Source organism: Kitasatospora sp. NPDC059146 (genome assembly GCF_042786665.1).
GTDB lineage: Bacteria > Actinomycetota > Actinomycetes > Streptomycetales > Streptomycetaceae > Kitasatospora.
Genome location: NZ_JBHZCY010000005.1, coordinates 1 through 24,539 on the forward strand (window position 1 = coordinate 1; position 24,539 = coordinate 24,539).

Annotated in this window: 17 protein-coding genes, 1 tRNA gene and 1 pseudogene; 11 read left to right on the forward strand and 8 right to left on the reverse strand. The window is 70.0% G+C overall.

What is annotated here, in order from left to right; genetic code table 11:
• Nucleotides 1–793: hypothetical protein (locus tag ACFXPX_RS03220; RefSeq protein WP_380639439.1), on the reverse strand; the 793-nt coding region annotated here is incomplete at its 3' end.
• A 638-nt stretch (nucleotides 794–1,431) separates the two neighbouring features.
• Between ACFXPX_RS03220 and ACFXPX_RS03225 the strand changes: the two genes are divergently transcribed.
• The 9 genes from ACFXPX_RS03225 (at nucleotide 1,432) to ACFXPX_RS03265 (ending at nucleotide 8,140) form a co-directional block, all read left to right on the forward strand.
• Entirely contained in the window at nucleotides 1,432–2,217 is a 786-nt protein-coding gene (locus ACFXPX_RS03225; RefSeq protein ID WP_380639441.1) for a transglycosylase family protein, read from the forward strand.
• A gap of 309 nt (nucleotides 2,218–2,526) precedes the next feature.
• A complete protein-coding gene (locus ACFXPX_RS03230) occupies nucleotides 2,527–2,952 on the forward strand; it encodes a transglycosylase family protein (RefSeq protein ID WP_380639443.1) in 426 nt (141 codons plus the stop codon).
• Between the two features lie 64 nt (nucleotides 2,953–3,016).
• Entirely contained in the window at nucleotides 3,017–3,712 is a 696-nt protein-coding gene (locus ACFXPX_RS03235; RefSeq protein ID WP_375887354.1) for an alpha-ketoglutarate-dependent dioxygenase AlkB, read from the forward strand.
• Nucleotides 3,713–3,839: 127 nt separating this feature from the next.
• Nucleotides 3,840–4,700, forward strand: coding sequence for an acyl-CoA thioesterase (locus ACFXPX_RS03240; protein WP_375887124.1), 861 nt, complete (start codon nucleotides 3,840–3,842; stop codon nucleotides 4,698–4,700).
• A gap of 239 nt (nucleotides 4,701–4,939) precedes the next feature.
• Entirely contained in the window at nucleotides 4,940–5,728 is a 789-nt protein-coding gene (locus ACFXPX_RS03245; RefSeq protein WP_380586566.1) for a DUF1684 domain-containing protein, read from the forward strand.
• A gap of 65 nt (nucleotides 5,729–5,793) precedes the next feature.
• Complete coding sequence (locus ACFXPX_RS03250; protein ID WP_380639445.1) at nucleotides 5,794–7,158, forward strand: MFS transporter; 1,365 nt, start codon at nucleotides 5,794–5,796, stop codon at nucleotides 7,156–7,158.
• 149 nt (nucleotides 7,159–7,307) lie between these two features.
• Nucleotides 7,308–7,381, forward strand: a tRNA-Pro gene (locus tag ACFXPX_RS03255).
• 175 nt (nucleotides 7,382–7,556) lie between these two features.
• Nucleotides 7,557–7,712: a hypothetical protein gene (locus ACFXPX_RS03260; RefSeq protein WP_380639447.1), complete on the forward strand. Its 156-nt coding sequence runs from the start codon at nucleotides 7,557–7,559 to the stop codon at nucleotides 7,710–7,712.
• 116 nt (nucleotides 7,713–7,828) lie between these two features.
• Complete coding sequence (locus ACFXPX_RS03265; RefSeq protein ID WP_380586569.1) at nucleotides 7,829–8,140, forward strand: hypothetical protein; 312 nt, start codon at nucleotides 7,829–7,831, stop codon at nucleotides 8,138–8,140.
• 241 nt (nucleotides 8,141–8,381) lie between these two features.
• On the opposite strand, the gene ACFXPX_RS03270 is transcribed toward ACFXPX_RS03265, so the two are convergent.
• Genes ACFXPX_RS03270 through ACFXPX_RS03285 form a run of 4 tightly spaced genes read right to left on the reverse strand, consistent with a single transcriptional unit; the run spans nucleotide 8,382 to nucleotide 17,230 of the window.
• Complete coding sequence (locus ACFXPX_RS03270) at nucleotides 8,382–11,144, reverse strand: pPIWI_RE module domain-containing protein (protein ID WP_380586572.1); 2,763 nt, start codon at nucleotides 11,142–11,144, stop codon at nucleotides 8,382–8,384.
• Nucleotides 11,132–14,689, reverse strand: coding sequence for a hypothetical protein (locus ACFXPX_RS03275; protein ID WP_380639449.1), 3,558 nt, complete (start codon nucleotides 14,687–14,689; stop codon nucleotides 11,132–11,134). The genes ACFXPX_RS03270 and ACFXPX_RS03275 overlap by 13 nt, the downstream gene beginning before the upstream one ends.
• Nucleotides 14,682–15,842 (reverse strand): hypothetical protein, encoded by a 1,161-nt coding sequence (locus tag ACFXPX_RS03280; protein ID WP_380639451.1) that lies wholly within the window; start codon nucleotides 15,840–15,842, stop codon nucleotides 14,682–14,684. The genes ACFXPX_RS03275 and ACFXPX_RS03280 overlap by 8 nt, the downstream gene beginning before the upstream one ends.
• Nucleotides 15,725–17,230: a PD-(D/E)XK nuclease family protein gene (locus ACFXPX_RS03285; protein ID WP_380639453.1), complete on the reverse strand. Its 1,506-nt coding sequence runs from the start codon at nucleotides 17,228–17,230 to the stop codon at nucleotides 15,725–15,727. The genes ACFXPX_RS03280 and ACFXPX_RS03285 overlap by 118 nt, the downstream gene beginning before the upstream one ends.
• A 117-nt stretch (nucleotides 17,231–17,347) precedes the next feature.
• On the opposite strand from ACFXPX_RS03285, the gene ACFXPX_RS03290 reads away from it, so the two are divergent.
• Nucleotides 17,348–18,238: a serine/threonine-protein kinase gene (locus tag ACFXPX_RS03290; protein ID WP_380586583.1), complete on the forward strand. Its 891-nt coding sequence runs from the start codon at nucleotides 17,348–17,350 to the stop codon at nucleotides 18,236–18,238.
• 15 nt (nucleotides 18,239–18,253) lie between these two features.
• Here ACFXPX_RS03290 and ACFXPX_RS03295 read toward each other — a convergent pair whose 3' ends face one another.
• The gene (locus ACFXPX_RS03295; RefSeq protein ID WP_380586586.1) at nucleotides 18,254–20,965 is read right to left on the reverse strand and encodes an NB-ARC domain-containing protein; all 2,712 of its coding nucleotides are present in this window, start codon (nucleotides 20,963–20,965) and stop codon (nucleotides 18,254–18,256) included.
• 2,107 nt (nucleotides 20,966–23,072) lie between these two features.
• On the opposite strand from ACFXPX_RS03295, the pseudogene ACFXPX_RS03300 reads away from it, so the two are divergent.
• A pseudogene (locus ACFXPX_RS03300) lies at nucleotides 23,073–23,306 on the forward strand (transposase); the annotation flags it as partial.
• A gap of 61 nt (nucleotides 23,307–23,367) precedes the next feature.
• On the opposite strand, the gene ACFXPX_RS03305 reads toward ACFXPX_RS03300, so the two are convergent.
• Nucleotides 23,368–24,087 carry a hypothetical protein gene (locus ACFXPX_RS03305; protein ID WP_380586589.1) on the reverse strand — a complete coding sequence of 240 codons (720 nt, stop codon included), beginning with the start codon at nucleotides 24,085–24,087 and terminating at the stop codon, nucleotides 23,368–23,370.
• The gene (locus tag ACFXPX_RS03310; protein ID WP_380586592.1) at nucleotides 24,087–24,344 is read right to left on the reverse strand and encodes a helix-turn-helix transcriptional regulator; all 258 of its coding nucleotides are present in this window, start codon (nucleotides 24,342–24,344) and stop codon (nucleotides 24,087–24,089) included. Before ACFXPX_RS03310 ends, ACFXPX_RS03305 begins: the two co-directional genes overlap by 1 nt.
• Nucleotides 24,345–24,539: the final 195 nt, after the last annotated feature.

A 24,539-nucleotide genomic window follows, 5' to 3' on the forward strand; every position in this document is an offset into this window, starting at 1 on the left:
CCAGCGCCTGGCGCAGCAGGTCCTCGCGGGGCTGGCGGCCGACCATCCCGGCCGGGACGGCGTACATGGTCACCTCGGAGAGCTGGCTGGCGGCCATCCGCCAGGCGTCGGTGACCTGGAGCGGCTGGTGGGCCTGCCACCAGCCGGTGCTGCCGCCGGCCGCGGCGGGCTGGAGGATCGCGTGCAGCTTGCCCATGGCGACCAGGACCGACCAGCCGGGCAGCTGCTCCGGGGTCTCGTCGAGGTCGGTGACCGGCTGGAAGCCCGCGTCCTGGAGCAGGTCGAGGAACTCGTCCTCGCCGGTGGTGCTGCCGGGCCGGCCGACCGGGCCGGTGGGCTCGACCACGAGGGAGGCGTGGCCGACCTTGCCGTGCAGGACGAGCCCGCAGGTGATGCCGAGGATGGCGGCCTGGCCGGGGGCGGGCGGCTGGGGGGCGGCCGGCGCGGGGAGGGCGAGGTCCGGGGAGGGCGCGGTGAGGTCCGGGGCCGGGACGGTGAGGCCGGGCGCGGCGGGCTGCGACTGGTTGATGCTGCGGACGGCGCCGACCAGCTGCTCCTCGGCGACCGGCACCACCTGGGAGGGGATGCACCGGGCGTGGGCGAAGGCCAGGACCGCCGTCTCGTCGCCGACGAACAGCACGGTGCTGGTGGGCTCCACGTGGGTGTCGCCGGGGGTGCGGCAGGAGGTGCATTCGTAGCTGTCGGGGGCGCGGTCGCCGCCGAGCAGGCGGTCGGCCTCGTCGTCGCCGATCTCGGACCGGACCTCGTCGCTGACGTCGAGCATGCGCGGCACGGGTTCTCCTCGGATGGGTGCGGGTGGGTCAAGGGCGGGCACGGGGGCGGGCCCGGGGCGGGGCACGGGGCGGGCATGGGGCGGGGCATGGGGAGGTCGCCATGCCCAACGGGCCCTTGTGTCAGGCGTCACGGGTGCCCGGTGAGGCTGACGGGAATTGCCCCGGATCCGACCGCGCCGCGTGTTCTCGTGGTCGCAATCTGTCGATGTCGGTGCCAGGACTGCCGGAATGAAACGGTGAGGTGAGTCACGCCGACTTGATGTTTGATCTAGGAATCGATGGCCAAAGCGGACATTTCGGGCAAGAATGTGTGGCCATTACCGCCGGTAACCCTTTGCTGAGCTGGGAAGACCGGTGGTGTTTTGGTTTCCCCGCCGACCGACCCCTAGCTTTCTTGGCGGCGCAACGAGCGCCACCCGGGTTCACCCCCGACGCACCGCTCCCCGGCTCCGGCCGGGCGCGGCAGGTGCCCGCCGACGCGATCGCTCGAACAGGTCGCCGGCGAGCGGCTGGGTGGCCAGGGCGGCAGAGGCACGTCCGACACGTGCACGGCCGTCCGACGGACGCGGCAAGCGAAACGCGACCCTCCCCAGGGTCTGGTTCCGCATGCCCGCCCGGGGCTGTCGAGAGGAACCCCATGACCTTCCGTAACGAGAACGCCGCTGCCACCACCACCGCCGCCACCAAGCGCAACCGCGTTCGGATGGCCGTCGTGGCGGGCGCCGCTGTCGCGGCCCTGCCGGTGGCCGGCCTCGTCACGGCCACCTCGGCCTCCGCCGCCCCCGTCTCCACCTGGGACTCCGTCGCCCAGTGCGAGAGCGGCGGCAACTGGGCCATCAACACCGGCAACGGTTTCTACGGCGGTCTGCAGTTCACCTCCAGCACCTGGGCCGCCTTCGGCGGCACCGCCTACGCCGCGCAGGCCAACCAGGCCACCAAGACGCAGCAGATCTCCGTCGCCGAGAAGGTCCTCGCCTCGCAGGGCCCCGGCGCCTGGCCGGTGTGCTCCGTCAAGGCGGGCCTCACCAAGGGCGGCGCCCCGGCCGCCGTCGACACCTCGGCCGGCACCTCCGCCGCCAAGCCGGCGCAGACCCCCGCGCCGAAGACGGCCACCCCGAAGGCCGCGGCCGCGCCGAAGGCCGACGTGGCCCCGAAGGCCGCCGCGCCCAAGGCCGACGCCGCGCCGAAGACCGACGCCCCGTCGAAGAAGGACGCCGCGAAGTCCTCGAACGGTGCCAAGTCCTGGAACACCTCCAACGACGCCAAGCCGGCCAAGGGCAACTACACCGTCAAGTCCGGTGACACCCTGAGCTCCATCGCCGCCGCGCAGGGCCTGGACTGGCACGACCTGTACAAGAACAACGCCAAGGTCGTCGGTGGCAACCCCGACCTGATCTTCCCGGGTCAGACCCTGAGCATCTGAGGCCCTGAAGCTTGCTGAGCTGACCTCTGGTCGCCTCCGGTCGTCTCTGGGTGCCCGGTTGTTCGTCACGGCCGCTCCTCCGCCACGCGGGGGAGCGGCCGTCGGCGTTCCCGGCGTGGCGGGGTGGGGTGAGGTCCGGGCTCCCTAGGGTCGGCTGCTGTGCCGCATTCGTCTGACGTGTCGTGCGGGGGTGCCGTGTCGTGCGGGGTCGAGGTCCGGTGCGGGTGCGGGTGCGGGTGCGGACGGGGGCCGGGGCAGGGGCCGGGGCAGGGGTGGCCGGGGCGGTGTGATGGTCGGACAGCCCGGGTCGTGATCCGGGCGGGCGCCGCCGTGGCGGTGGTGCTGGCCGTGGTCGCGGGCGACGTACGGGCCGGTGCGGCGACGCGGGTCGCGGACCTCGTCTGGGACGAGCTCGCCGACTGCGAGAGCGGCGGCGACTGGCACGCGGACACCGGCAACGGCTTCTACGGAGGTCTGCAGATCCGGCCGACCACCTGGGCGGAGGCGGGCGGGCTGCGCCTCGCCGACCGGCCCGACCACGGGAGCCGGCGGGAGCAGACCACCGTCGGGGAGGAGATCCTGCGGCAGCAGGGGTGGGAGGCGTGGCCGACCTGTGCGCGGGAGCTGGGGATGATCGGGCCTGGGCCGGGGGCGGGTCCGACATCGGGGCCGGGGCCGGGGTCGGGGTCGGGGTCGACATCGGAGCCGGAGCTGGAGCCGTCGTCGGAGCCGTAGTCGGAGTCCGGTGGCCGGGGAGCGGCTCGTGCCGGGGTGGGGGCTGCGGGAGGATGGTGGGGTGATCCAGGGTGAGCTGTTCGGGGAGCCGTCCGGCGAGCAGGCCGTCCGGGAGCGGTCCGAACCGGCTCCCGGCGCCGTGCTGCTGCCCGGCTGGCTGGACCGTGCCGCGCAGCAGCGGCTGGTCGCGGCCTGTCGGGAGTGGGCCCGCCCGCCGGCCGGGCTGCACAGCGTGCGGATGCCCACCGGCGGGCTCATGTCGGTGCGGATGGTGAGCCTCGGCTGGCACTGGTACCCCTACGGGTACGCGCGGACCGCCGAGGACGGCACCCCCGTCAAGCCGTTCCCGCCCCTGCTGGGGGACCTCGCCCGGCGGGCGGTGGCGGACGCGTACGGCGGAGCGGTCGGCGGGATCGCGGGCGCGGCGGACTACGAGCCCGACACCGCGATCGTCAACCACTACCCCCACGGCGCGAAGATGGGCCTCCACCAGGACCGCGACGAGCGCGCGGACGCGCCGGTGGTCTCGCTCTCGCTCGGCGACACCTGCGTCTTCCGGCTCGGCAACACGGAGACCCGGACCAGGCCGTGGACGGACCTGGAGCTGCGCAGCGGGGACCTGCTGGTGTTCGGCGGGCCGGCCCGGTTCGCGTACCACGGGGTGGTGCGGACGCTGCCGGGGACGGCGGATCCGGGCTCGGGGCTGGAGCTGGCCGGGCGGCTGAACATCACGGTGCGGCAGTCGGGGCTGGCGACGTAGCCCGGGCGGTTCGCTTACTCGTTCGAGTGAATCGGTGGGTGGGGGTCGGTGAGCGGGAATGCCCCGGGTCGCCGGACAATTCGAGTGAGCTGGAGAACCGAACACCATTACGAGAGGGAGCGCGCGCATGGGTACCCCCGTCGACGACCTCGTCGATCTGCTCGACCTGGAGCAGATCGAACTGAACATCTTCCGCGGGCGCAGCCCCGAGGAGGCCCTGCAGCGCACCTTCGGCGGCCAGGTCGCCGGGCAGGCACTGGTCGCGGCGGGGCGCACGATCGACGACGCGCGCCCCGTCCACTCGCTGCACGCGTACTTCCTGCGCCCCGGGGTGCCCGGCGTGCCGATCGTGTACCAGGTCGACCGGATCCGCGACGGCCGCTCGTTCAGCACCCGCCGGGTGCTCGCCATCCAGGGCGGCCGGTCGATCTTCTCGCTCACCGCCGACTTCCACAGACCGGAGGAGGGCAGCATCGAGCACCAGTACCCGATGCCGGAGGTCCCGGCCCCCGAAGGCCTGCCCAGCGCCCTGGACGAGGTCGGCTCCCGGCTCGGCGAGCTCCCCCCGTTCATCAGCCGTCGCCAGCCCTTCGACATCCGCTACGTCGAGCGGCTGCGCTGGAACAAGGAGGACCTGGTCGACGTCGAGGCGCGCAGCGGTGTGTGGCTGCGCACCAACGGCCCGCTGCCGGACGATCCGCTGATCCACGTCTGCGCCCTCACCTACGCCAGCGACATGACGCTGCTGGACGCCGTCCGAGCCCCCGTCGAGCCGCTCTGGGGCACCCGGCACTTCGACATGGCCTCGCTCGACCACGCGATGTGGTTCCACCGGCCGTTCCGGACCGACGACTGGCTGCTCTACCAGCAGGAGTCCCCGATCGCCCACGGCGCGCGCGGCCTGGCCCGCGGGCAGATCTACGACCGGAGCGGGCAGCTGGTGGTGTCGGTGGTGCAGGAGGGGCTGTTCCGGCCGTTGAAGGGCTGACCGCTGGTGGTGGCGCTCGTCGTGGCGGTGGCGCTTGTCGTGGCGGTGGTGGTGACGGTCGTCGGAGGACCGGGCTCCCGGCCGCCCTCTGTTGCCGCGGCATTGCAGTCTCCTTACGGGTCCGGCGGCTTGCCGGAAGCCGGGAATGATCCGCACCGGCGGGCGGTGTTGTGCAGGATGACCGATACGGACGGCCCGAACAGCGGGCCGTCCGCGGACCGGAACGGGAGGGTTGACCGATGACGGCGACGGCCGCGGAGGACTGGAAGCACTGGAGTGACGGGCGGGCGGCGTCGGTGAGCGCGCTGCACGGACAGCTCGCACTCACCGGCACGCACTGGCTGGAGCCCGAGCCGGCCGAGGTCCCGGGCCTGCCCGGCCTCTGGTGGGCCGACACCGAGGGCGTCCGGGTACGGGCCGCCGCCGGCGACGGCATCACCGTCGACGGCGCCGACGGGCCGATCGACGGCGAGGTACTGCTCCGCCCGGACACCGACCCGGCCGCCGGCACCGCCACCCTGGGCGACCTGCTGCTCGTCCCGATCGAGCGGGAGGGCGAGCTCGCCCTGCGGGTCTTCGACCCGGCCGCGCCGACCCGCACCGGCTTCGCGGGCATCGCCGCCTACCCGTACGCGCCCGAGTGGGCCGTCCCCGCCGTCTACACCCCGTTCGAGGAGGAGGGGCAGTCGGTGCTCGTCCCGAACGCGGACGGCAAGGACCGGCCGCTTGCGGTCACCGGGCGGATCGAGTTCACCGTCGCCGGCGAGCACCGCACCCTGACCGTCGGCCGCTCGGGCCACAACCTCACCGGCGTCATCGCCGACGCCACCAGCGGCATCGACACCTACCGCTTCCGCTTCATCACCCTGCCGGCGCCGGACGACGAGGGCCGGACGGTCCTCGACCTCAACCGGGCCTACCTGCCGCCCTGCGCCTTCGCCGACCACTTCATCTGCCCGTTCCCGCCGCCGGGCAACCGGCTGGACTTCGCCGTGGAGGCGGGGGAGAAGCAGGTGCTCACCAGGTAGTGCGGGCGGGCGTACAGGGGCCCCGGTGTCGGCTGCGGCGGAGGCCGGGGCAACCATGGACTGTTGTGACCACCAACCAACCCCCTGATACCCCGACCGCCGCCGCCCCTGCCGCCGACGCCGTTCCTGCCGACGCCGTTCCTGCTGCCACGGCTGCTCCTGCCACCACCGCTGCTCCGGCGGTACCGGTGCAGGTGCCCTGGTACCGACGGGCCTTCGCCGACCTCAGCCCCCTGCGCGAGAACGCCGACTACCGCCGGGTCTGGTCCGGGCAGGCCGTGTCCTCCATAGGCCAGCAGATGACCGCGGTGGCCGTCTCCGTCCAGGTCTACGACCTGACCGGCTCCGCCTTCGCCACCGGCCTGGTGGGCCTGTTCTCGCTCGTCCCGCTGGTCGCCTTCGGCCTGTACGGCGGCGCGATCGCCGACACCGTCGACCGCCGCAAGCTGGGCCTGATCGGCTCGGCCGGCCTGGCCGTGGTCTCCGCCCTGCTCGCCGCCCAGGCCCTGGCGGGCTTCCATCTGGTGGCCTTCCTCTACGCCGCCGTCGCCCTCCAGGCCGGGTTCTTCGCGATCAGCTCGCCCGCCCGCTCGGCGATGATCCCCCGGCTCGTCCCCGCCCACCAGCTCCCGGCCGCGAACGCGCTGAACACCGTCAGCATGAACCTCGGCCTCACCGTCGGCCCGATGCTCGGCGGCGTCCTGATCGGCGCCTTCGGCGCCCAGGCCGCCTACCTCGTCGACACCGTCGCCTTCGCCGGCACCCTGTACGCCGTGTGGCGCCTGCCCGCCATGCGGCCGGAGGGCGAGCGCAAGGGCCGCGCCTCCGTCCTCGACGGCCTGCGCTTCCTGCGCGATCAGCCCAACCTGCGCACCAGCTTCCTCGCCGACCTCGCCGCGATGATCTTCGGCATGCCCCGGGCCCTCTTCCCGGCGATCGCCGTCACCTTCTACGCCGGCGACGCCCGCACCGTCGGCCTGCTCGTCTCCGCCCCGGCCGTCGGCGCCCTGATCGGCGCTCTCTTCTCCGGCTGGGTCGGGCGGGTCCACCGCCAGGGCGTCGCGATCCTCGCCGCCGTCTCCGCCTGGGGCCTCGCCATCGCCGCCTTCGGCGCCCTCCACAACCTCTGGCTCGGCCTCCTCCTGCTCGCCGTGGCCGGCTGCGCGGACACCGTCAGCATGATCTTCCGCAACACGATGATGCAGGTCGCCGCCCCCGACGAGATGCGCGGCCGCCTCCAGGGCATCTTCATCGTCGTCGTGGCCGGCGGCCCCCGCCTCGGCGACTTCGAATCCGGCGCCGTCTCCGCCCTCACCAACCCCGCCACCTCCGTCATCACCGGCGGCCTCGCCTGCGTCGCCTGCGTCCTCCTCCTCGCCGCCCGCCGCCCCGCCTTCCTCACCTACGACGCCCGCCGCCCCACCCCCTGACCCCCTCCCCGCCCCACCCCCGAAACCTGGCAGCGAGCACCCCCCGACGTGCTGTATTGTTTTCCACGTCGCCGGGACAACAACCGGAGACAAGGTCGAGAAGCCAACCGGCAAGGCCCCCCAGGCCCCACCGCAAGGCACCGAGACCACGGGACGTGGCGCAGCTTGGTAGCGCACTTGACTGGGGGTCAAGGGGTCGCAGGTTCAAATCCTGTCGTCCCGACAGTGATGTCGCTTGTGAAAGCGGGTACTTGGGAAACCAGGTGCCCGCTCTTGCTGGTTTTTGGGGCTCGTTCTTTGGTCCCGGGTGGTCCCAAAATGGTCCCCAGGTTTGGCCGCGAGTGCGTCGCCACCCGTTGCTCCGGTAGCTGGCGTGCGGATTGCTCTTCGATCTCAAGGTGAAGCGCGAGAGCGCGGGACATCCGCCCGTTGCCGTCGGACCGCAGGTGGATCGTGCCCTGCACACCCTGGTCCTGGCTCGCGAAGGGAGCATGGCGCCGGAGTTCTCCGGCATCAAGGAATGGATCGGCCGAGCCCGCAACACCTACCGCTAATACGACATTCTCGCCGAGGTCGGTGGCCTCGTCTGGACCCGACCGCGACACCCTGCCCTGGATCCGGTTCTGCCCTGCGCGCCCACCGCCAGCAGGCCCAGAGCGTCGAGCGCCAGGTGAACACCACCCGCGAGGTCTGGACCGCCCTCGACGAAGCCATCGAACAACGTGGTTGGCCCGACCGCACGCTCTACGCCCTCGATCCCGCGGCCATGGGCAACCACCTACGCCGCGCCACCTACCAGGCCGACGCCGAACTCAGCGAACAGCAGGCCCAACGCGACATCCGCGAACTCGTCCGCGCCGGCTCGCTTGCAGCCCAAGGCGAGGCGCAGGGCCGCTACTGCACTGCAGGCTCGGACCTTCCCGAACCCATCGTTCGAGGCGTACGGGAACCGCGGCCCCTTCGCGATCCTTACGCCTCTTGAGGTTCATCCGATGGGTGCCAGGCGGCGCAGGAAGGGGAACCTGTGCCGGATTCATCCGGTGAGGGTAGTTGTGCCGGTCGATTCCAATCATCCGCTGACCAGACGCCGAACCTCCGCTGCTCATCATGAGCGTTCGGTTGGCCTCCCCCAGATCGCACGCATCAAGGCAAGCGCGGCCCCTGCTTCCGGATGCTCGCAGGGCGGTTGCCCAGAAGCAGGGACGGCGACGGACCTACGGGTGCTATTGCTCCACTGACGGACTACTGGCTTCGACGTCGTCGCTGGTTGCCGCCTCGGCCGTCGACGGTGCCTCTGCGGCGAGAGGCAGGAGGTATTGCTCGGCCAGCTTGGCGAGGTGGAGCGGCAGCGGCCGGGAGAGCGGATGATACTCGTCGTGGAGGCGCAACTGGTGCACGGCAGCGGCCAGCAGCGCGGGCCGGTCCGCAGGCCAGTCGGTTCGGCGGGCCTGCGCCAGCGCCTGTACGGAGAGGCAGCCGAGCACGGTGAGTTCGAGTGCCTGTGGGTTCCAGGCGGTGGCGGCGGGGGCGTGTGGCCAGCGCGTGGTCGGGACGAGCTTGCGCAGGTCGGTACGGACCGTTCCGGCGGTCGGCGGCTTCCCGACCGTGCTGGTGAAGACCCGGTTGTCCGGATCGGCCCCCCGGGGCGCCCACAGTCCGATGGACACCCCTGGGGTGTCGTCCTCCTGGGCCCCTGGGGCGTACCACTCGGCGGTCTCCTCACGACTGTTGGCGTCCCGGAGCAGGACCACGCGCAGGTCGGCGCCGAACAGCGAGAGCCGGGCGGGTTGTTCTCCGTGGAAGACCAGGCTGTCCTTGACCAGTTGGCCATTGTTCAGGCCGGGCCAGACCTTGCGCAGGTTGCCGCTGTTGGCGAGCAACAGGGTGGGGCGGTCCCGGACCTGGTACAGCAGTGACCTGATCTGCCGTTCAGCCTCGTAGCGGGCTTCCACTGCAGTTGTGCCAGCCTGGTCCGCTTCCTTTTGGTGAACCGGAGCGGCGCCGGAGGCGGCGATGGTGAGCAGCAGTCGGGCGTACGGGACCCAGCTCTTCTTGGCCTCGTCCCAGCCCCGGACCGGGTGCACCGTGTCGCGCGGGCGGATGCGGAGTGCGACGAGGCGGCGGCCGGCCTGCCGGGTGGAGCCGCCAGCCTGATGGCGGACGTGCCAGAGCGCCAGGTACTGCATGTCGTCGGTCAGGGCTTCGTCGAGCTTCTGTTCAGGAGGGACCATCGCACCGAGTTGGCGTATTCCGTCCGCGACGGCCGAGCCGGCCCTCTCGAGCAGCGGGCCGTCGGCGTCCTCCGGGACGACGATGAACTGACTCACCCGCCCGGCTCCAGCGCACCCGAGACGCAGTGCCGACTTGGGGTCGGTCTCGGTAACGGGGAAACGGTCGCGTCCGAGGATTTCCACGAATGCGATCCCGACTGTCTCCTGGTGCGTGCCGAGCCTGGCGGTCATCCGGGCCGCGCGCTCCCGAACGGCCGTCGCCACCGCCTGGGCACGTGAGAGGCCGGTCTCCCGGACCAGCCGGAGGGCACTGCCGAGGAACTTCAGCGGACGGGCACGGAGCACCACGAGCAACCCGTCGGCGTGCCACTCGTACGTGCCGTCCGCATCGGGGACGGCAGGCGGGAGGTCGAGCCACTGGCGCAGTGCCGCGACGAGTCCGTCCCGGGTCTCCTCGGTCTGCCAGAGCACGTCGACGGACAGCGGTTGTCCGTCGAGTACCGCGCGGATGGCGGCGCGCCGGGCGTCGACGCGCCGCCGGGAGCGTTCGGCGAGCTTTCCCGGATCCTTGGTGTGGGAGGCGGCGAGCAGTCTGGGGTTCGACCGACGGTGCACTCGTTCGAGGGCCGGAATCCGGCGCAGGAACGGGCGGACGCCCTCCTCGACCCACCGGTCGAGGAGCATGCGCTCCAGCGGCATCAGGCCGGCGCCGACCCCGTGCTTGCCGAAGGCGGTGTCGTGGAGGATGCCGGCGGCTATTCCGCCACGGCCGGCCAGCCAGCCGGCCGCCTCGGCGGTCAGCTCGGCGGGCTTCGGGTACACGTGCTGGATGTCCAGCTCCGGCAAGAGGTCGACCAGGCTCTGCCTGCTCCACACGGGTGTGCCGAGGGTCCGGTCGAGGAAGATCGAGTTGACGGCGAGCCGGTGGCGCGGCTCGGAAGTCTCGGACCAGGGCATCGGTGCGTCGAGTAGGACGGTTGCCCCGCTGCCGTTCTGCAGTTTCACCGGAGAACCGGTGGCCCAGCGCCGCACGCCGTACGAGACGTGTACCCGGAAGCGATCGGTGAAGGGCACGGTCTGCACGGTGACCGTCACCAGCGCCGAGTAGTACCAGGTGCGCTTGTACTTGGTGTAGGTGCGCGGTGGCCAGCTGACCAGCTCCACCCCTTGATCCCGGGTGACCTGACGGAAACGCAGTTCGATGCCGTCCATCAGCAGCGGCCGGGCCGCGAGCAGCGCGCCGATCCGCTCCGGGAGCAGGTGGTAGAGCCGTCGGTCGGGTTCGGCGGTGCCGCCTGCGGAGAGTTCCGTGGCGGTGAGGTCGACGGACTCGTGGCGCCAGCCAGGGGTTTCATCGTCGATCAGGGCGAGCGCCCGGTCCAGTGCGGCCTCGTGTCCGGCGGCCCGGACCGGATCCTTGTCCGTGCCAGGGGGCAAGGTCATCACCCAGGACGCCAGCAGTGGGGCCACCAACTCGGCCGGCTGGTCCTCGGTGGCGTAGAACCACGGTACCTCGGAGCTGGATCCCGCTCCCCGGCCGGTCGCCATCACACCGGGCGCGGTGGCCCTCAGAAGGGCATTGAGCCTGCGGATCGGCAGGCCTGGGGGCTGGTCCCGGCGGCGCCACCGGCGCTGGTAGAGGCCCAGGAATTCGGTACGCCACTCCTCGGGGAAGTGCATGACACGGAACTGCTCGAACCACGGCCCGTGGTCGGGATCGGGCTCGTAGGCGGTGTGGTGGATCAGTGGGTACACGCGGGGCCTCGTTCTTCAGTGGTCTCGGTCAGGCAGCGGTCGAGTGCGGTCCACAGCGGCCGATAGAGGGCCTGGACGATGCGGCGCTCGGCCTTCGGTGCGGTGCTGTCCGGGCCGAAGTAGGGGGTGAGCACGGCGCGGATGCTGTGCAGCAGGCTCGTTTGCGGTGTATCGGTGGGCCCGGCCGGGCCGGCAGCCGCGAGGCGGGGGGCGAACGCCGCATCGACAAAGGCGACCCGGGTGGGAACGGCACCCCGGACGGATCGGCCGATGACCTGCCAGATCAGCACCAGCATGTCCCAGGTGACCTGGGTACGGTCCTCCTCGCCGAGGTGGCTCCAGGCCATGCTCCTGGCGAGGACGTGGAACCACTTGGACCGGGCGGCGTCGCGGAACTTGCGCGCGCCCAGACCGAGCGTGGGTGCGCCGCGCACCAGATCGGAGAATTCTGTGCCGTCCATGAGCCGGACGGTCCAGTCGTTGATCGCGTGCACCGCGAGGCCGAGGTCGTCAGGGCGGGGGTTGGGCCGGGCCAGGAAGTAAACCGAGCCGATCGCGGCCTCCTTGCTGCCGATGGCGAGGATGTTGTGCCCACGCTCCACCGCGAGCAGTGGCGCCACCAGGATCTCGGCGTCCGTGGCGGCGAGCGTCTCGACATCGCCCCGGCGCAGCACCGGAGCGTGGTGCTCGTCGTCCAGTGGACGGGCAGCGGCGTCCGGGTCGTCGTCGGACACCAGCCGACGGACCTTGCCACGCCAACGGTCGTTGAGAGTGTGCAGCGTGTCTGCCACCAGCGCGGCTTCGTCGTAACTGCCGACCAGGAGCAGGATATGCCGACGGGGTTCCGGTAGCCGGTGTAGTTCCCGCAGGAGCCGTCCTTGGCCGCGGTCGTTGCGGCCGAGTTCGGTGGCCATCCGGCGCAACACGTCTTCGCGCCGGTCGATCGGCACTCCGGACAGCCGCAGGGCCTCGCGGGGAGTGTCGCAGGTGCATCGTGTCGCGCAGTCGCAGGCCTCCCGGACGAACTCGAAACGGAACTCGCTCTGGCGGGCGATCCGTTCCAGTTCCGCAGGGTCGGGTTCGATCAGCGTGCCGATCGGTACCGGAACGTGGTAACGGCTGGACTTGTCGGCCCAACTGCTGCCTGACATCAGCAGGACATTGGTCCTGGGCCGACCGTCTACCGTCGGTAGGTCCGGCATGGCTCGCAGCAGTTCCCGGCCCACTCCGCTGCAGCGGAAGAAGCGGAGCTCGCCCGTTCGGACACCGCCCTCGTCCCGTCCCTCCAGGATGAACTGGAACCCGATCACATTGCCCATCGGGGACTCGGGGACCATCGGGGCGTAGTCGAGGGGACGACGGTACATCTCGTTGAAACCGAGGCTGAGTGCGTCTGCGACCCGCGGCCACATGGTGTTGATCAGCGCGAGCTTGGGTTCCAGGGCACTGAGCAGCAGGGTGAACTCGAACCGGTCGAGCAGGGCCTCCAGCCAGTCGTCCGAGTCCTCGGGCAGGGAAGGGCGCCGGCGTCGTTTCGTGTGCTTGACGGCACTCTCCTGCTGCCCGGCCGACGTGTCCCGGTCCCCGTTCACCAGGGCTCTGAGCTTGTGGTACCGGTCCTGGTTCTTCTGTTCCTCCCCCAGGAGCGGGGCGAGGTCGAAGAGGTCGCACACCACGTCCCGCAGCCGGGCACGGGTGTGCTCGCGGTAGTTGGTGTGGAGCAGTTCGCCGAGCAACCCGAGAAGTGGCAGGGTGTCGTCCTTGGGTGGACGCCGGTCGCCGAACGGGTTGTCCCGGAAGGCGTCCAGGAGTTCCATCAGGTGCTTCCGCGGTTCCCGGTGCGGGTGCTCGACGGTGGGACCGGCCTGGCCGTCGTGGTCCTCCGGGAGGGGGAACCGTTCCTCCAGCAGGCGCAGTTGGAGCGTTCCGGCGCTGAAGTAGCCGGTTCGGACCCATGTGCGCAGGTCGAAGTCGCGGACCAGCATCGCCACCAGTCGATCGGCGGCCGCCTGGGTGGTGTTCACTGCCGCCGACCAGTTCTCCACGTCGCGATCGGACAGTTGCACCCGTCCGGCGTTGGCCAGCTCCCGGATGCGGTGCTGATTGACCTCGTCGAGGAACGAGCGGGTGTCAGGGCCACCGCCGAGCAGCGGAATGGCAGGTGCGAACATGCGGTCAAGTTGTATCTGCACCCGGTCCACCTCGTCGACGATCACCAGATCGCTGCGTCGGCAGGCGAGTTCGAGGTAGCGGATGCGCTCCGGGTTCTGCGGGTGTGGGACACGGGAATCCACCAGGCTGGGCGGGGTGGAGACCCAGACCGTCGCGTCGACCAGGGATCGTGGCCCGTGGTGGCGCGGGCACTGGGACCAGAACGGACAGGCCGTTCGGTACGAGGTCCACGGGTCGTCGGGGTCCTTCTCGCGCTTCTTGGGTGGTTGGAGCCTGGTGCACGGTGCCTCGCCGAAGCCCAGCAGGTCGTCGGCGGAGTGGCCGTCGGCGTGGCGCAGCGCGTTCAACGCACAGGAGGTGCTCAGGTACTGGAAGTTGGAGTCCAGATGGGCGAGCAGGTTGGGCTCGCCGCGTCCTGCGATCCTGCGGTGGAGCCGTTCGGCGTGCTGCTGGCGGCCCGTCGCGCCGAGGACGGGTGCGGCGGAACCGGGAACGTGGGTGTTGTAGAGCTCGACCAGTTTGAGCTGCTCCGCGACGTCACCGACCACCACCGTCACGTTCCGGCCCTGCTTGGCGAGGTGCACGGTCAGAACGTCCCGCAGCGTGCTCTTGCCGGCGCCGACGATCCCCAGCAGGTGCTCGATGCCGGAAACGGAGAAGCTGCGGGCGGGACGGAAGCCCCGGCGGCGGCGTGTGGACAGCCGGATCGCCTTCAGCCGGGCGGCCCAGCCGGCCGGCTTCCGGGCGTCCATAGCCGCGGCCGTGATCATCAGTTTCTTCCACTTGAAGGTCAGCGGCCTCCCCTCGTGGACCGGCAGCCGTCCGAGGTCGTGACCCGGCGGTGTGGGAGCTGCGTGCTCAGGCAACAGCACCGTGGTCAGGTGTCGACCGATCGGAAAGGCGTACCGGCCGGGGCCGGCGAAGGCTGCCGGCTCGCCGGTGAACGGCGGTGCTTGGTCCAGCAGGCGCTCGTAGGAGGCCCAACGGTCCTCCGCCACCGAGAGTGACGGACGACGGATGGCGGGGGCGTCCAGGTCGGGTACGTCGAAGGCCCTGAGCTGGCGGTCTTGCTGCTGGTAATCCTTCAACGCCTCGGACCAGGCGAGTCGGCGCCCCCAGGTCCAGAGGGCATAGCGAGCGGTGCGACGGATGCGCTCCTGCCGGTCGGTAATGTCGTCGCGCTCGCGGGCGAACGGGTAGCCGCTGAACAGGGTCCAGCCCTCCGAGGCCGGAGCACCAGGGGTGAGCTGCTCTTGGAGGAACAGGCCCAGTTCGATCTCGCACAGGTCGACCAGTTTGCGGCGCGGCAGTTCCGAGCCGGTCGAACGGAGCTCCCGCACCACCTGGTGCAGGGCTTTGGCGGTGCTACGCACGAGTCCTCCCGGATCGGTCGCTCCGGTACGGAGCTGTGAATTCGCTGACGGAGCTGAGCCGCACCTGGGCGCCGTTGGGAAGGTTGCGGTCGAAGGCCTTTCGGTAGCCCGGTCGGTCGACGACCGCGTCAGGCATCACGACATCGAGCGGGGAGTCTTCGAGGGCAGCCAACTCGGCAGCCCTGAAGGCGGCCAGCGCTGGCTGTTCGCGGTCGAGGACCCGGACGGTCCGGCCCGCCCCGCCCTCGTGGACGAGCCGAAGGCCGCCCGTCTCCGTTGGGACCAGCCGGGGCCCGTCGGACAGCCTTTTGCGCAGAACGAGTTCGGTGTGGCCGGGGAGGGCGAGGAAGAGTCGAACCGCGCGGGGGAGGGCGATCGGATGCTTGGGCTCCTCCACCCTTTCGAGCCCTCCGCGCCGCTTCGTGCATCCTCCCTCGCACCATGTCCCGTCGCCCTCTGTCGGCTTGGCGAACAGCCGGCACTCGGCGCAGGTGGAGACCACGCGGTCGATCGAGAAGTGCTCGGGCACCGGCTCGTACAGCTCCCGGACCAGCCGCCAGGTGCGGATGGTGGTCGGACGCATGAGCTTGGAGATGTCAGGGTGCAGGATGACGGGATGCGTGATCAGGAAGTCCCGACAGGCGGCGAACCGCTCGGGGGTCCCGCAAGCGTCGGCGAGATCGGCGACCACCTGGGCTCCGCCTTGCTCCACGTTGCCGAGCCGACCGTACGAGGCGAGTTCGGCGCAGGTGCGGGTCGGCTCGGCCGAGCTGCGGTCGATCAGCCGGGCGTCATCGGTCAGCACGTCGGGTGGGAGGGCCAGCGGCCACGTCGTGAGGCGGTCCCGGCAGCGCGACAGCAGATCGGGAACGCTCAAGGGGGCCGGCTGGTCCTGCCGGAGGTATGCCAACACGACGCGGTCGAAGGCGAGTTGAGTGCTCGCTGGGTACGGGAGTCGGAGTGCTGTCGGACGGGTCACATCACTCAGGTCCAGCACCCCGCGAGCTACCGCCGCCAGCAGTTCGAAGTCTGGGCTCACGTCGCCGCCTCCCGTGAAGGCTCCGGCGGTCGGCGGGCCGAGCACCAGCGTGACATCTCGCAGCTGCCGCACTCCGCGCCCGGGACTGCTTCGAAAAGTCGTTCCTGGTGCCATCCGACGACCTGGTTGCGCAGCACTGCTTCGGCTGCCGCCGCGGTCTCCGGCGCGAACGGGTCGAGGCTCCGGAGGTCCACACCATCGGGGCGCAGCAGTTCGAGCTCCACCCGGTCGGCGGCCAGCAGGCCCTTGGCGATGATCCGTACCGCCAGTGCCAGCTGGGGGTAGCCCGCGAGCAGGTCGCGCGGCATCCTTCTGCTGCCGGAGGTCTTGGTCTCGCGCCACACCCATGAGCCGCCCTCGCGGTACAGCAGATCGGGCTCCGTCAGCACCAGCAGATCGGCTGCGGGATCATCGAACACCAGGAGGGGTTCCGGTGTCCTGTCGGACTCCGGATCGGCGATGCGGAGCGGGCACACCTCGGCGTGGTGGCGCAGGAGGCGGGTACCGAGGAGGAGCTCGGACTGCGGTAGCCGGTAGCCGTCCGGTACCCAGTCGGCGGGTACGTCGGAAGTGCACGGCGTCCGCTCTTCCTGGCCGTGCCGAGCGGAGAGGAAGGCGTGGACGGCGCGCCCGCGCTCGGCCGCGGCACTGCGTTCGACGGAGTCGTCCACCGGGAGCCGCAGGCTGCGGAGGTAGCCGCGCGCCGGGCAGGAGCTGTGCCCGCGGCCCGTGGTCGGCGACCAACTCCGGCGCGGCCGGGTGCGATCGGCTATCCCGAGCAGCCCCGGGGCCCGCGGCAGGGCAGGGCACACAGGTGCCACCCGGCAGGACGCGCAGGCCGACCCGGGCAGGTACTCCGGACGGTCCAAGAGTCCTCGGATCGCGGGCGCGCCGTTCTCCCGATAGAGGGCCAGGGCTTCTGCCCGTGTGCCGTCGAACAGCTTCTCGGTCCGACCGTCCAAGAGTGCGAACTGCGTCACCCGGATGCGCTCCAGCCGCTCGTCGGGATCGCCTTCCGCCGCGACCAGGGCCGCGATCGCCCGCTCGGCGTCCGTGCGCTTCCGCAGGCGGTTCACCGGAAGCCGCAGCTCCCTCAGCCGGCCGTCCACCGATTCGAAGCACCGCCCCCAGGCGCTGATCCGGTACTCCGTGTTCGGGGACCCGTCGCCTCGCGAGCCGCGGTGCCGGTAGCTCCAGTGGCGCGGGGCCGGCCGGAGTTCCGAGCTACCGGCGAACGCCGTCTCGTACATCCGGAGGGCATGTCGGGTCCATTGGCGCACCCCGTCGTGGGCGGGTTTGGAGGGCCTGCTCGACTCAGTCTCGTCGTCCGGAAGTTCGATCCGGTCGAGTGCGGCCATGAACGGGCCGTTGGTGAATGTTTCCAATGCCTCGGGCTTCCATGCGGTCGGCCGAGCCGGTCGCATTCCCCGAGCCTTGAGCGCATCTGACGCCGGGCATCGATAGCGTTCCGGTCCGAACATCCCCAAGCGGATGTCGATCACGGAAGTTCGTCCGATCAGGCCTTCGGGTGGCCGGGTTCCTGTCATACTGTCCCCCACTTCTCGTTCATCGCTCTCCGAACCCGAGTACCGGGCGGATCTGGTCCTGGAGTTCGCGTCTTGCTTCCTGGCACTCTCCTCAACAACCGCTATCGGATCCTGCGGGAACTCGGCCAAGGTGGCGAAGGTGAACTCTTCGTCGCCCGTGATGAATACGACCGCCGGGATGTTGCTGTCAAGGCACAGTTTCGACGCTTCGGTCAATCACTGACCGAGTACGCCGAACTTGCCGAACCTCTCGGGGACGAACTGGATCGGCTACGGTTCATGGAATCGGTGCCCGGGATTCCCCGCGTACTGGACGACGGCTGGCACTCCGGTTGGGGCGAGCGCCGGTACATCGTGATGGAACTGATCGACGGTTCCACCCTTCGATCCTGGATGGGCCGACATCAGCCGGTGCTCGCCACCGACGCGGCCTGTGTGGTGGCCCAGCTCTGCGACACCCTGGCGCTGGTGCACGCGCACTACGTCCACCGGGACGTGACACCGAACAATGCGATGATCCAACCAGACGGGCGGATTCGACTCCTCGATGTGGGAAATTCCACGGATTACGGGACCCGGAACTACGACCCCCGCGGGACGCCCAAGTACGCCGCTCCCGAGCAGTACGTGCTGAACTCCGAGCCCACTGCGAAGTCCGACGTCTTCGCCCTCGGCGCCCTGCTCTTCGAGATGATGACCTCGGAACTTCCTTACGGCAGTGTCGACGGCCCGCCCCGCGGGACGGAGCCGGCCTTCCCGAACGGACTCGACGCGCATATGCCCGAAAAGCTGCGGAGCCTCGGCCTCGCCATGGTCGCCGTCGACCCGCGCGAACGTCCCAGCGTTTCGGAGGTCCGCGGCTACCTCCGCCCCTGGCTGCCGGCGTTCGACTCCTCTCGAGGCCCGAAGGCCCCCCGCCCCGACCCCTCGACGTACTTCCGGCTGGTCGAGCCGGGCCGGTGAGCCCGGGATGGAGGGTCACGAGAGTTGCCGCTGACGCTCCACCGCGGCGTCGAGGTCTTCCTCGCCGAGCCTCGCCAGGAGCGCACGGGCGTCTTCGACGGCCAGTTCCGCGTCCTGGTCGCGGCCCAGTGCGCTGAGCGAGTCGGCCAGCCAGACCAGCGTCCGGGCCTCCCGGCTCGGGTACGCCATCGAGCTGTAGAGCATGAGCGCGTGGCGGTAGGCGGCGGCGGCCGCGTCGTGCTCGCCGATCGCAGCCCGGATCCGGCCCATGGTGAACGAGCCGTGTGCCTGACCATTGAGATCTGCAGTGCCGTTCAGCAGGGCCAATGACCGGCGGCAGTACTCGAGGGCCGAGAAACGGTCGCCGGCCCGGTGGTGGACGTTGGCGAGCCCGTCGAGCGCGGCTCCCTGTCCGAGCCGGTCGTCCAGAGCTTCGAAGCCTGCCAGAGCGGCTCCGAGTTCCACCATCGCCTGGTCGGTGTCGCCGTCCTCGTGCATCAGGACACCCAGGCTGTAGCGGCCCAGTGTGGTGCCCGTCAGGTCGCCGTGGTCCTGGCTGGTGCGGACCGCCCCGCGCAGTTCCGCCATGGCCCGCACACGATCGCCGAGTCCACGGTGGGTTCCGGCGAGCAAGCGCCGAATCATGGCCACGTCTCCCGGGCTTGCGATCCGTTCGGCTGCGGGGAGGGCGTCGGTGAGGTGGCCGAGGGCGTCCAGGTACCGGTTGGACCGCCACTGGTAGGTCAGCACCGTGAGTGCCAGGAGCCAGGTGTACCGGTCGAGTCGGAGCTTCCCGGCGAGGCGGAGCGCAGCGGTCAGGGTGGCGTACTCGGCGTCGAACCAGGCCGTCGCCGCCGCGTGGTCGGGGGGCGAGACTGTTCCGAACTCGCCGTCCGCGGTGATCGGCAGCCGCCGGTCCGGGTCGAGCACCCGATCACAGGACCATGCGTTCTGCAGGAGGAACTCCAGTACCCGCGAGAGGCTCTCATCGCGATCTCCAGGATCTTGCTGCTCGGCCAGCTGCGCAGCGTAGATGCGCACCAGGTCGTGCATCGCATAGCGCTCGAAGGTCGGTTCGGTCACCAGGCTCATATCGATCAGGTCATCCAGCGAACCGTCGACTGCGACACGGCCGTGCCCCAGTGCCTGAACCGCACGCCAGCTGATCGTCGGGCCGGGATGCACGGAGAGCTGCCACAGCAGCTTGGCGGCAGGGGCAGGCAAGAGTCGGTAGGAGTTCTCCAGCAGGGAGCCGACGTTCAACTCATCGGTACGCAGGTTGAGGGGGCGCAGCCCAGAACTCTCCTCCAACAGTCTGCGGACGACCCCAGGCAGGTCCCGGGGCCGACGGCGGGTGATCTGGGCAGACACGATGCGCAGTGCGATCGGCAATCCGGAGCAGTAGTCGAGCAAGGAACCTGCGATTGGTCTGGCAAGGCCCATCCGTTCCTCTCCCAGAGATGCTTCCAGCAACTCGGCTGCCTCGGGGCGGTCCAGTGGCGTGAGATCGATCAGCTTCACACCTTCCTTGACGACCAGCCCCTCCAACCGTCGACGGCTGGTGACGATTGCGGCGCTTCGGCCCGGCCCGGGCAGCAGCGGTCGGACCTGCGCCTCGTTTCTGGCGTTGTCCAGGAGGACCAGTACTCGGCGGCCCGACAGCGCGGAACGGTAAGCCGATACCAGCCCGTCGAGGTTAACGGTGGCCGGGGTCGTCCGCAGGTCGTTCAGGAACCGGGCGAGGACGGAAGCGACTTCCTCGGGCTCGATGACGGAAAATCCCCTGAGGTCGATGTACAGGATCCCGTCCGGGAAGTGTGGTGCGAGCTGCTGGGCCGCGGCCACCGCGAGAAAGGTCTTCCCGACGCCCGCCAGGCCCGCCACGGCAGCGATCCGCCCCGTCGTGGGCTCCCTGCCCAGCACGACGTCGGTGAGGAGACTCAGCTCTGATCGGCGGCCGATCAGCCGTTCCTGCTGGGCTGGCAGCTGGTTCGGCCGCTCCGGGAGCGCCGGATCCGGGGAGGTGACGCGGGGGGTGATGACGTCCTTGCTCGTCCTTGCCAGCAGCAGGTGGGCGATCGGCTGGTTGAACCGGCGCTTCCAGGCAGCGAGCAGCGGGTCGATCTCGTGGTAGCGGCCCAGCGCACCCAACGACTGGACTTTGAGGCCGAGCAGGGTCTCGCTGTCGGGCCAGTGCACAAGCCCGCTGTCGGCCCGCTCGAGCGCGATGTGGGGCTCGGCGCACTCCAAGTCGGTGCGCACGCACTCCGCGAACGCGTCGTGCAGCTCGCGGAGGATCCGGGTTCGCTGCTGGGCGAAGGCTTCACCCGGCAGGCTTTCCAGCGGGGTGGCTCCGCGCCATTCGGCCAGCGAGGCCACCAACGCGCTGCGCCGGTGCTGTGGACTCCCCGTGTGGAGCGCGCTGGCGTATTGGCTCCGGAAGCGGACCAGGTCGACGCTGGCGGGGTCGACCTGGATATGGGAGAAGCCGCCGCTGTTTCCTACCTGCAGCCCTACGGCGCGGCGCAATCTGAGGGAGTACTGCCGGATGTTCGAGGGTTTCACGTCCTCGTCCGACCATAGGAATCGAAAAACCTTGCGATGGGACACTGGCTCGCCGGGGGTCAGCAGCAGAAGGGCCAGGAGCTCACGGGTCTTTCCTGACGGAATGATGACCGATTGTTCGTTCTCTAGCGCGACCAGCTGTCCGAGCAGGCGGAACTTCATGTCAATCCCCAATGTCGAAGCGTGAATTGGCTCTGGCATCCTCGCCTGAGACAGCATCGCACGAGGCTCCGAGAGGCCTTTAACGTTCGGTTAACGCCTCAGAGTTGATGGTCTGCCGCGGTATCTGCCACGCTGCTGCGTCATCGGCCCGAGCTCGATGGTGGCCGCCCGGTGCGCCATCGAGCCGCGGTCATCCTGGCCGGTGACCGGAATCCATCCGGTGAAGCGGCTCGGGCTCATCGGTATCCAACGAACTACTCAAGAGACGACTATGACTACGACTCAGCGCAAGAGCCGGCAGCGCAGCACGCGCCCGGCGACCACTCGTCGGCCCAAGGCGACGATCCCGCCCCGCCGGAAGCGCCAGCCCCGCCCGAAGCCGGTACCGGCGCCGCAGCAGGGTGCTACTACGACGCACCCGGGCCGGCTGCGGCCGGTCCGTCCGACGGCCCAGCGGATCTACGAGGTTGAGCTCTTCGACGATCTCGAGTAGGGGCGCTTCTGCAGAAGCTGAGGGCGGACACGCCGACGAGGGGGTTGGGGAGTTCAACCGAGTCGTCGGCGTGTCCGACAAGCCCGATGGCAGAACGAGTAAAGACTCCGACTTCCTCCCTCGCGGCGAGCTGTTTCCGCAGGAGGCTCGCCGCCGTGATGCGGCTGTCCTCGTACACCTTGCGCAGCTCACCGTTCAGCACCGCTTTTTGACTTCGTGCGACAGACGGACCCGTCACTCCGGGCTCCTCTTGCCTGTAACCGCTGACTGCCGCCGACGCGGCAGGTGACCTCGACCGCATGGCTCATGTGGAACAGGCATGGCGGGACCGTCTCCGACTCTTCCCTCCTGGAGGCCCCAGCAGCGGCGGCCGAACTGCGGCTCATCCTGGCTGACTTCGAGCGGGCCCGGAGCGCAAGTGCCGCTCGCGATCGGGACCATCTGGAGGTCCACCACAATACCTTCCACGGACCGGTCCAGCTGAAGGGTGTCCAGAACAACCACGGCTGAGACACCGGAATTGACAACGAGCGCATCTCCTTCGATGTGCACGGCAACCGCATCGACGGACCGACACAGGTCTCGGGACGCAGAACAACTACTTCTCCGCCGCTCCGGCGGGCCCAATGCCACCCGGCATGAGGAGGTGGATGACCTTGGGTTGGAGGAGGCCCTGAGACACCGGGGCGACTACGGGATCGCTGAGTACCTGGGCGCAGGGCCGGCGCTGCTGGACGAGATGAACCGGGCCTGCCGGGCTGGCGGAAGTCTGCGAGGATACGCCTATGTCAGGGCCGCAGTTGACCTGCACCGTGCGGGTCTGCTGGAGATTCCCTTCATTGCCATCGAGGAGCTGCATCTCACTTACGTGGAGGGAACCCCGGGCGCACGGCCGGAACCGGCCGCAGATGCGTTCACCTGGGCGACCCGGGTCCACTACGGGGCGACGGGAATGATCAACCCGGTGGGAATCGACTCCGTCGCAAACCCTTCGACTACCTCGTGGAGCACTTCTCCCGGGGCGAGCAGCCTGTCCACCGGGACACCTGGGACATCGTCCGTAGGTACATCCGGCACGACTTCCATCTGTACCTCGTGGGAGTGCTCGCGGCAGCGTTCGGAGAAGACGACGTCGCCGAGTCCATATGGCGCCCACTAGCCGACTCCGGGAACGCGGATGCACTGTTTCGCGTCGCCCTCCTGCGGTCCCAGCAAGGGGGTCAGGCGAAGTCTGAGGGCCTGCTGCACCGCGCTGCGGATCTTGGGTACGAGGACGTCCCGTACGCGCTGGGCCTGTTGCTGCGCGACCGAGGACAGCTGCAGGAGTGCGAGATCCAGTGGCAGCGTGCCGCTGTCGACGGCAACGCAGAGGCCTCCTACTGCAGCGCAAGGCGGGCGCAACCGAGACCATGGCCATGTACAGCGTCGATGACGAGGGCTTCGGCATAGTGCTCTCCAGCCCGAACGGCGTCACCGCCAAGCGGAGCTGCCGGCGCCGGCCCTGACCAGCGACCATCGGCGAGCGGGCTCCGGACGCCGGGGCCCGCTCGCACACCGCTATGGCGGTGGTAGTCGGAGTGGACAAGCGGGTGGCGTCGACCACCCTGATTCGTCCGGCTGAACAAGGAGATCCGCCGCCGCACCGACGTGGTCGGTATCTTCCCCGACCGTACGGCCGTCATCCGGCTCGTGGGCGCGTTGCTCGCCGAGCAGAGTGCCGAGTGGGCTGAACGGCGCCGCTACATGGGACCCGAGATCCTCGGCCGCTGCTGCGTTCACCTCATCGAGGGAGAAACCGGCTTCGACAGGACCCCAACATCCCTCACCGCATGGCGTGTTAGCGAATGACCGAGTGGCCGTCGATACGCCACTCCAGCGGACGTGACCGAACACGTCCGCTCTTGATCTCCTATTGAGCAGGTCCTCCGTGATGCCCTGGCGGCCGGCCAGGAGTAGCTCCTGGTGGGGCGTCGTGGATAAGGGTCGGGGAGCTGGCCGCCGGCGGGGGTGGGGCGAGGGTGGGGTCGAGGGCGGCCCGTAGCAGTCGCAGGTAGCTGTCGCGGGGTATCTCGACGCCACCCAACTTGCGGGTGAAGGAGTGGAGTTGCTGGACGTCGACGAGTAGACAGCCGCGGCGGTCCATCAGTTCCGCCATGGCTGCGACGGCGGCGTGTCCGGCGTCGGGGGCGGAGTGGAAAGTGGTCTCCATGGAGAGCCAGCGGCCGATGCCCATGCCGACGACGCCGCCGACGAGTCGGTTGTCCAGCCAGGCCTCGGCGGAGTGGGCGGCGCCTACGTGGTGCAGCTCCCGGTAGAGCGTGGACATCGAGGAGTCGATCCAGGTGCCCTCGCCGGGTTTGCGACCCACCGCGCAGGAGGCGAGCACCTCGTCGAAGGCGGTGTTCCAGCGCAGTTCGAAGCCGCCGGCCTCGACCTTCCGGCGGGCCCGGCGCAGGTAGCGGGTCCAGGTGCTGCCCCGGACGTCGATGATGCAGCGGGCCTCGGGGTTCTCCCACGCGAGGGGTGCCTGTGGCTTGCGGGTGTCGCCGCCGGCGTACCAGCCGTTGGCGTAGTAGGCCAGCGCCTCGGCGGCGCTGACGGTGGGGTTGCCCGTCGGCTGCCCGACCATCACGCGACCGCCTTGTCGATCCAGTCGTTGCCCGCCTGCCCTTTGCCCGCTTGGCCGTTGACCCGCAGGCTCAGCCGGACCAGGTCGGCGTGGGTGCCGGCGGGTGCCTTGGCCCGAATTCGGCGGAGGTAGGTGTTGACCGTGTGGACACTTATTCCGAGGCGGCGGGCGACCTGCTCGTAGGTGCAGCCGCCGGCTATTTGATGCAGAACCTCGCGCTCGCGTGGTGAGAAATCATTCACGTAATCCAGGTCCATGACCGCCCCCGTCTGAACTATCGACCATTGCGCGGCGACCGGCGTTCACCACAAGGGGCCCCACCCGCCGCCGAGTCGTCAGGCTACCACCGGGTTTTGTCGAGTCACAGGCTTGAGGGGCAGGTCGGAGAGCATCCTGCGAACATCGCTACACCCTGTCAACTGCGGCCCGCGGGCCCTCGTAAAACACAAGCT

Bases quoted from the DNA above. Each gene is read 5' to 3' on its own strand.
- ACFXPX_RS03225 (WP_380639441.1), top strand. From the start codon at position 1,432: ATGACCTTCCGTAACGAGAACGCCGCTGCCACCACCACCGCCGCCACC.
- ACFXPX_RS03240 (WP_375887124.1), top strand. From the start codon at position 3,840: ATGGGTACCCCCGTCGACGACCTCGTCGATCTGCTCGACCTGGAGCAG.
- ACFXPX_RS03245 (WP_380586566.1), top strand. From the start codon at position 4,940: ATGACGGCGACGGCCGCGGAGGACTGGAAGCACTGGAGTGACGGGCGG.
- ACFXPX_RS03280 (WP_380639451.1), bottom strand. From the start codon at position 15,842: ATGGCACCAGGAACGACTTTTCGAAGCAGTCCCGGGCGCGGAGTGCGG.
- ACFXPX_RS03295 (WP_380586586.1), bottom strand. From the start codon at position 20,965: ATGAAGTTCCGCCTGCTCGGACAGCTGGTCGCGCTAGAGAACGAACAA.
- ACFXPX_RS03305 (WP_380586589.1), bottom strand. From the start codon at position 24,087: ATGGTCGGGCAGCCGACGGGCAACCCCACCGTCAGCGCCGCCGAGGCG.
- ACFXPX_RS03310 (WP_380586592.1), bottom strand. From the start codon at position 24,344: ATGGACCTGGATTACGTGAATGATTTCTCACCACGCGAGCGCGAGGTT.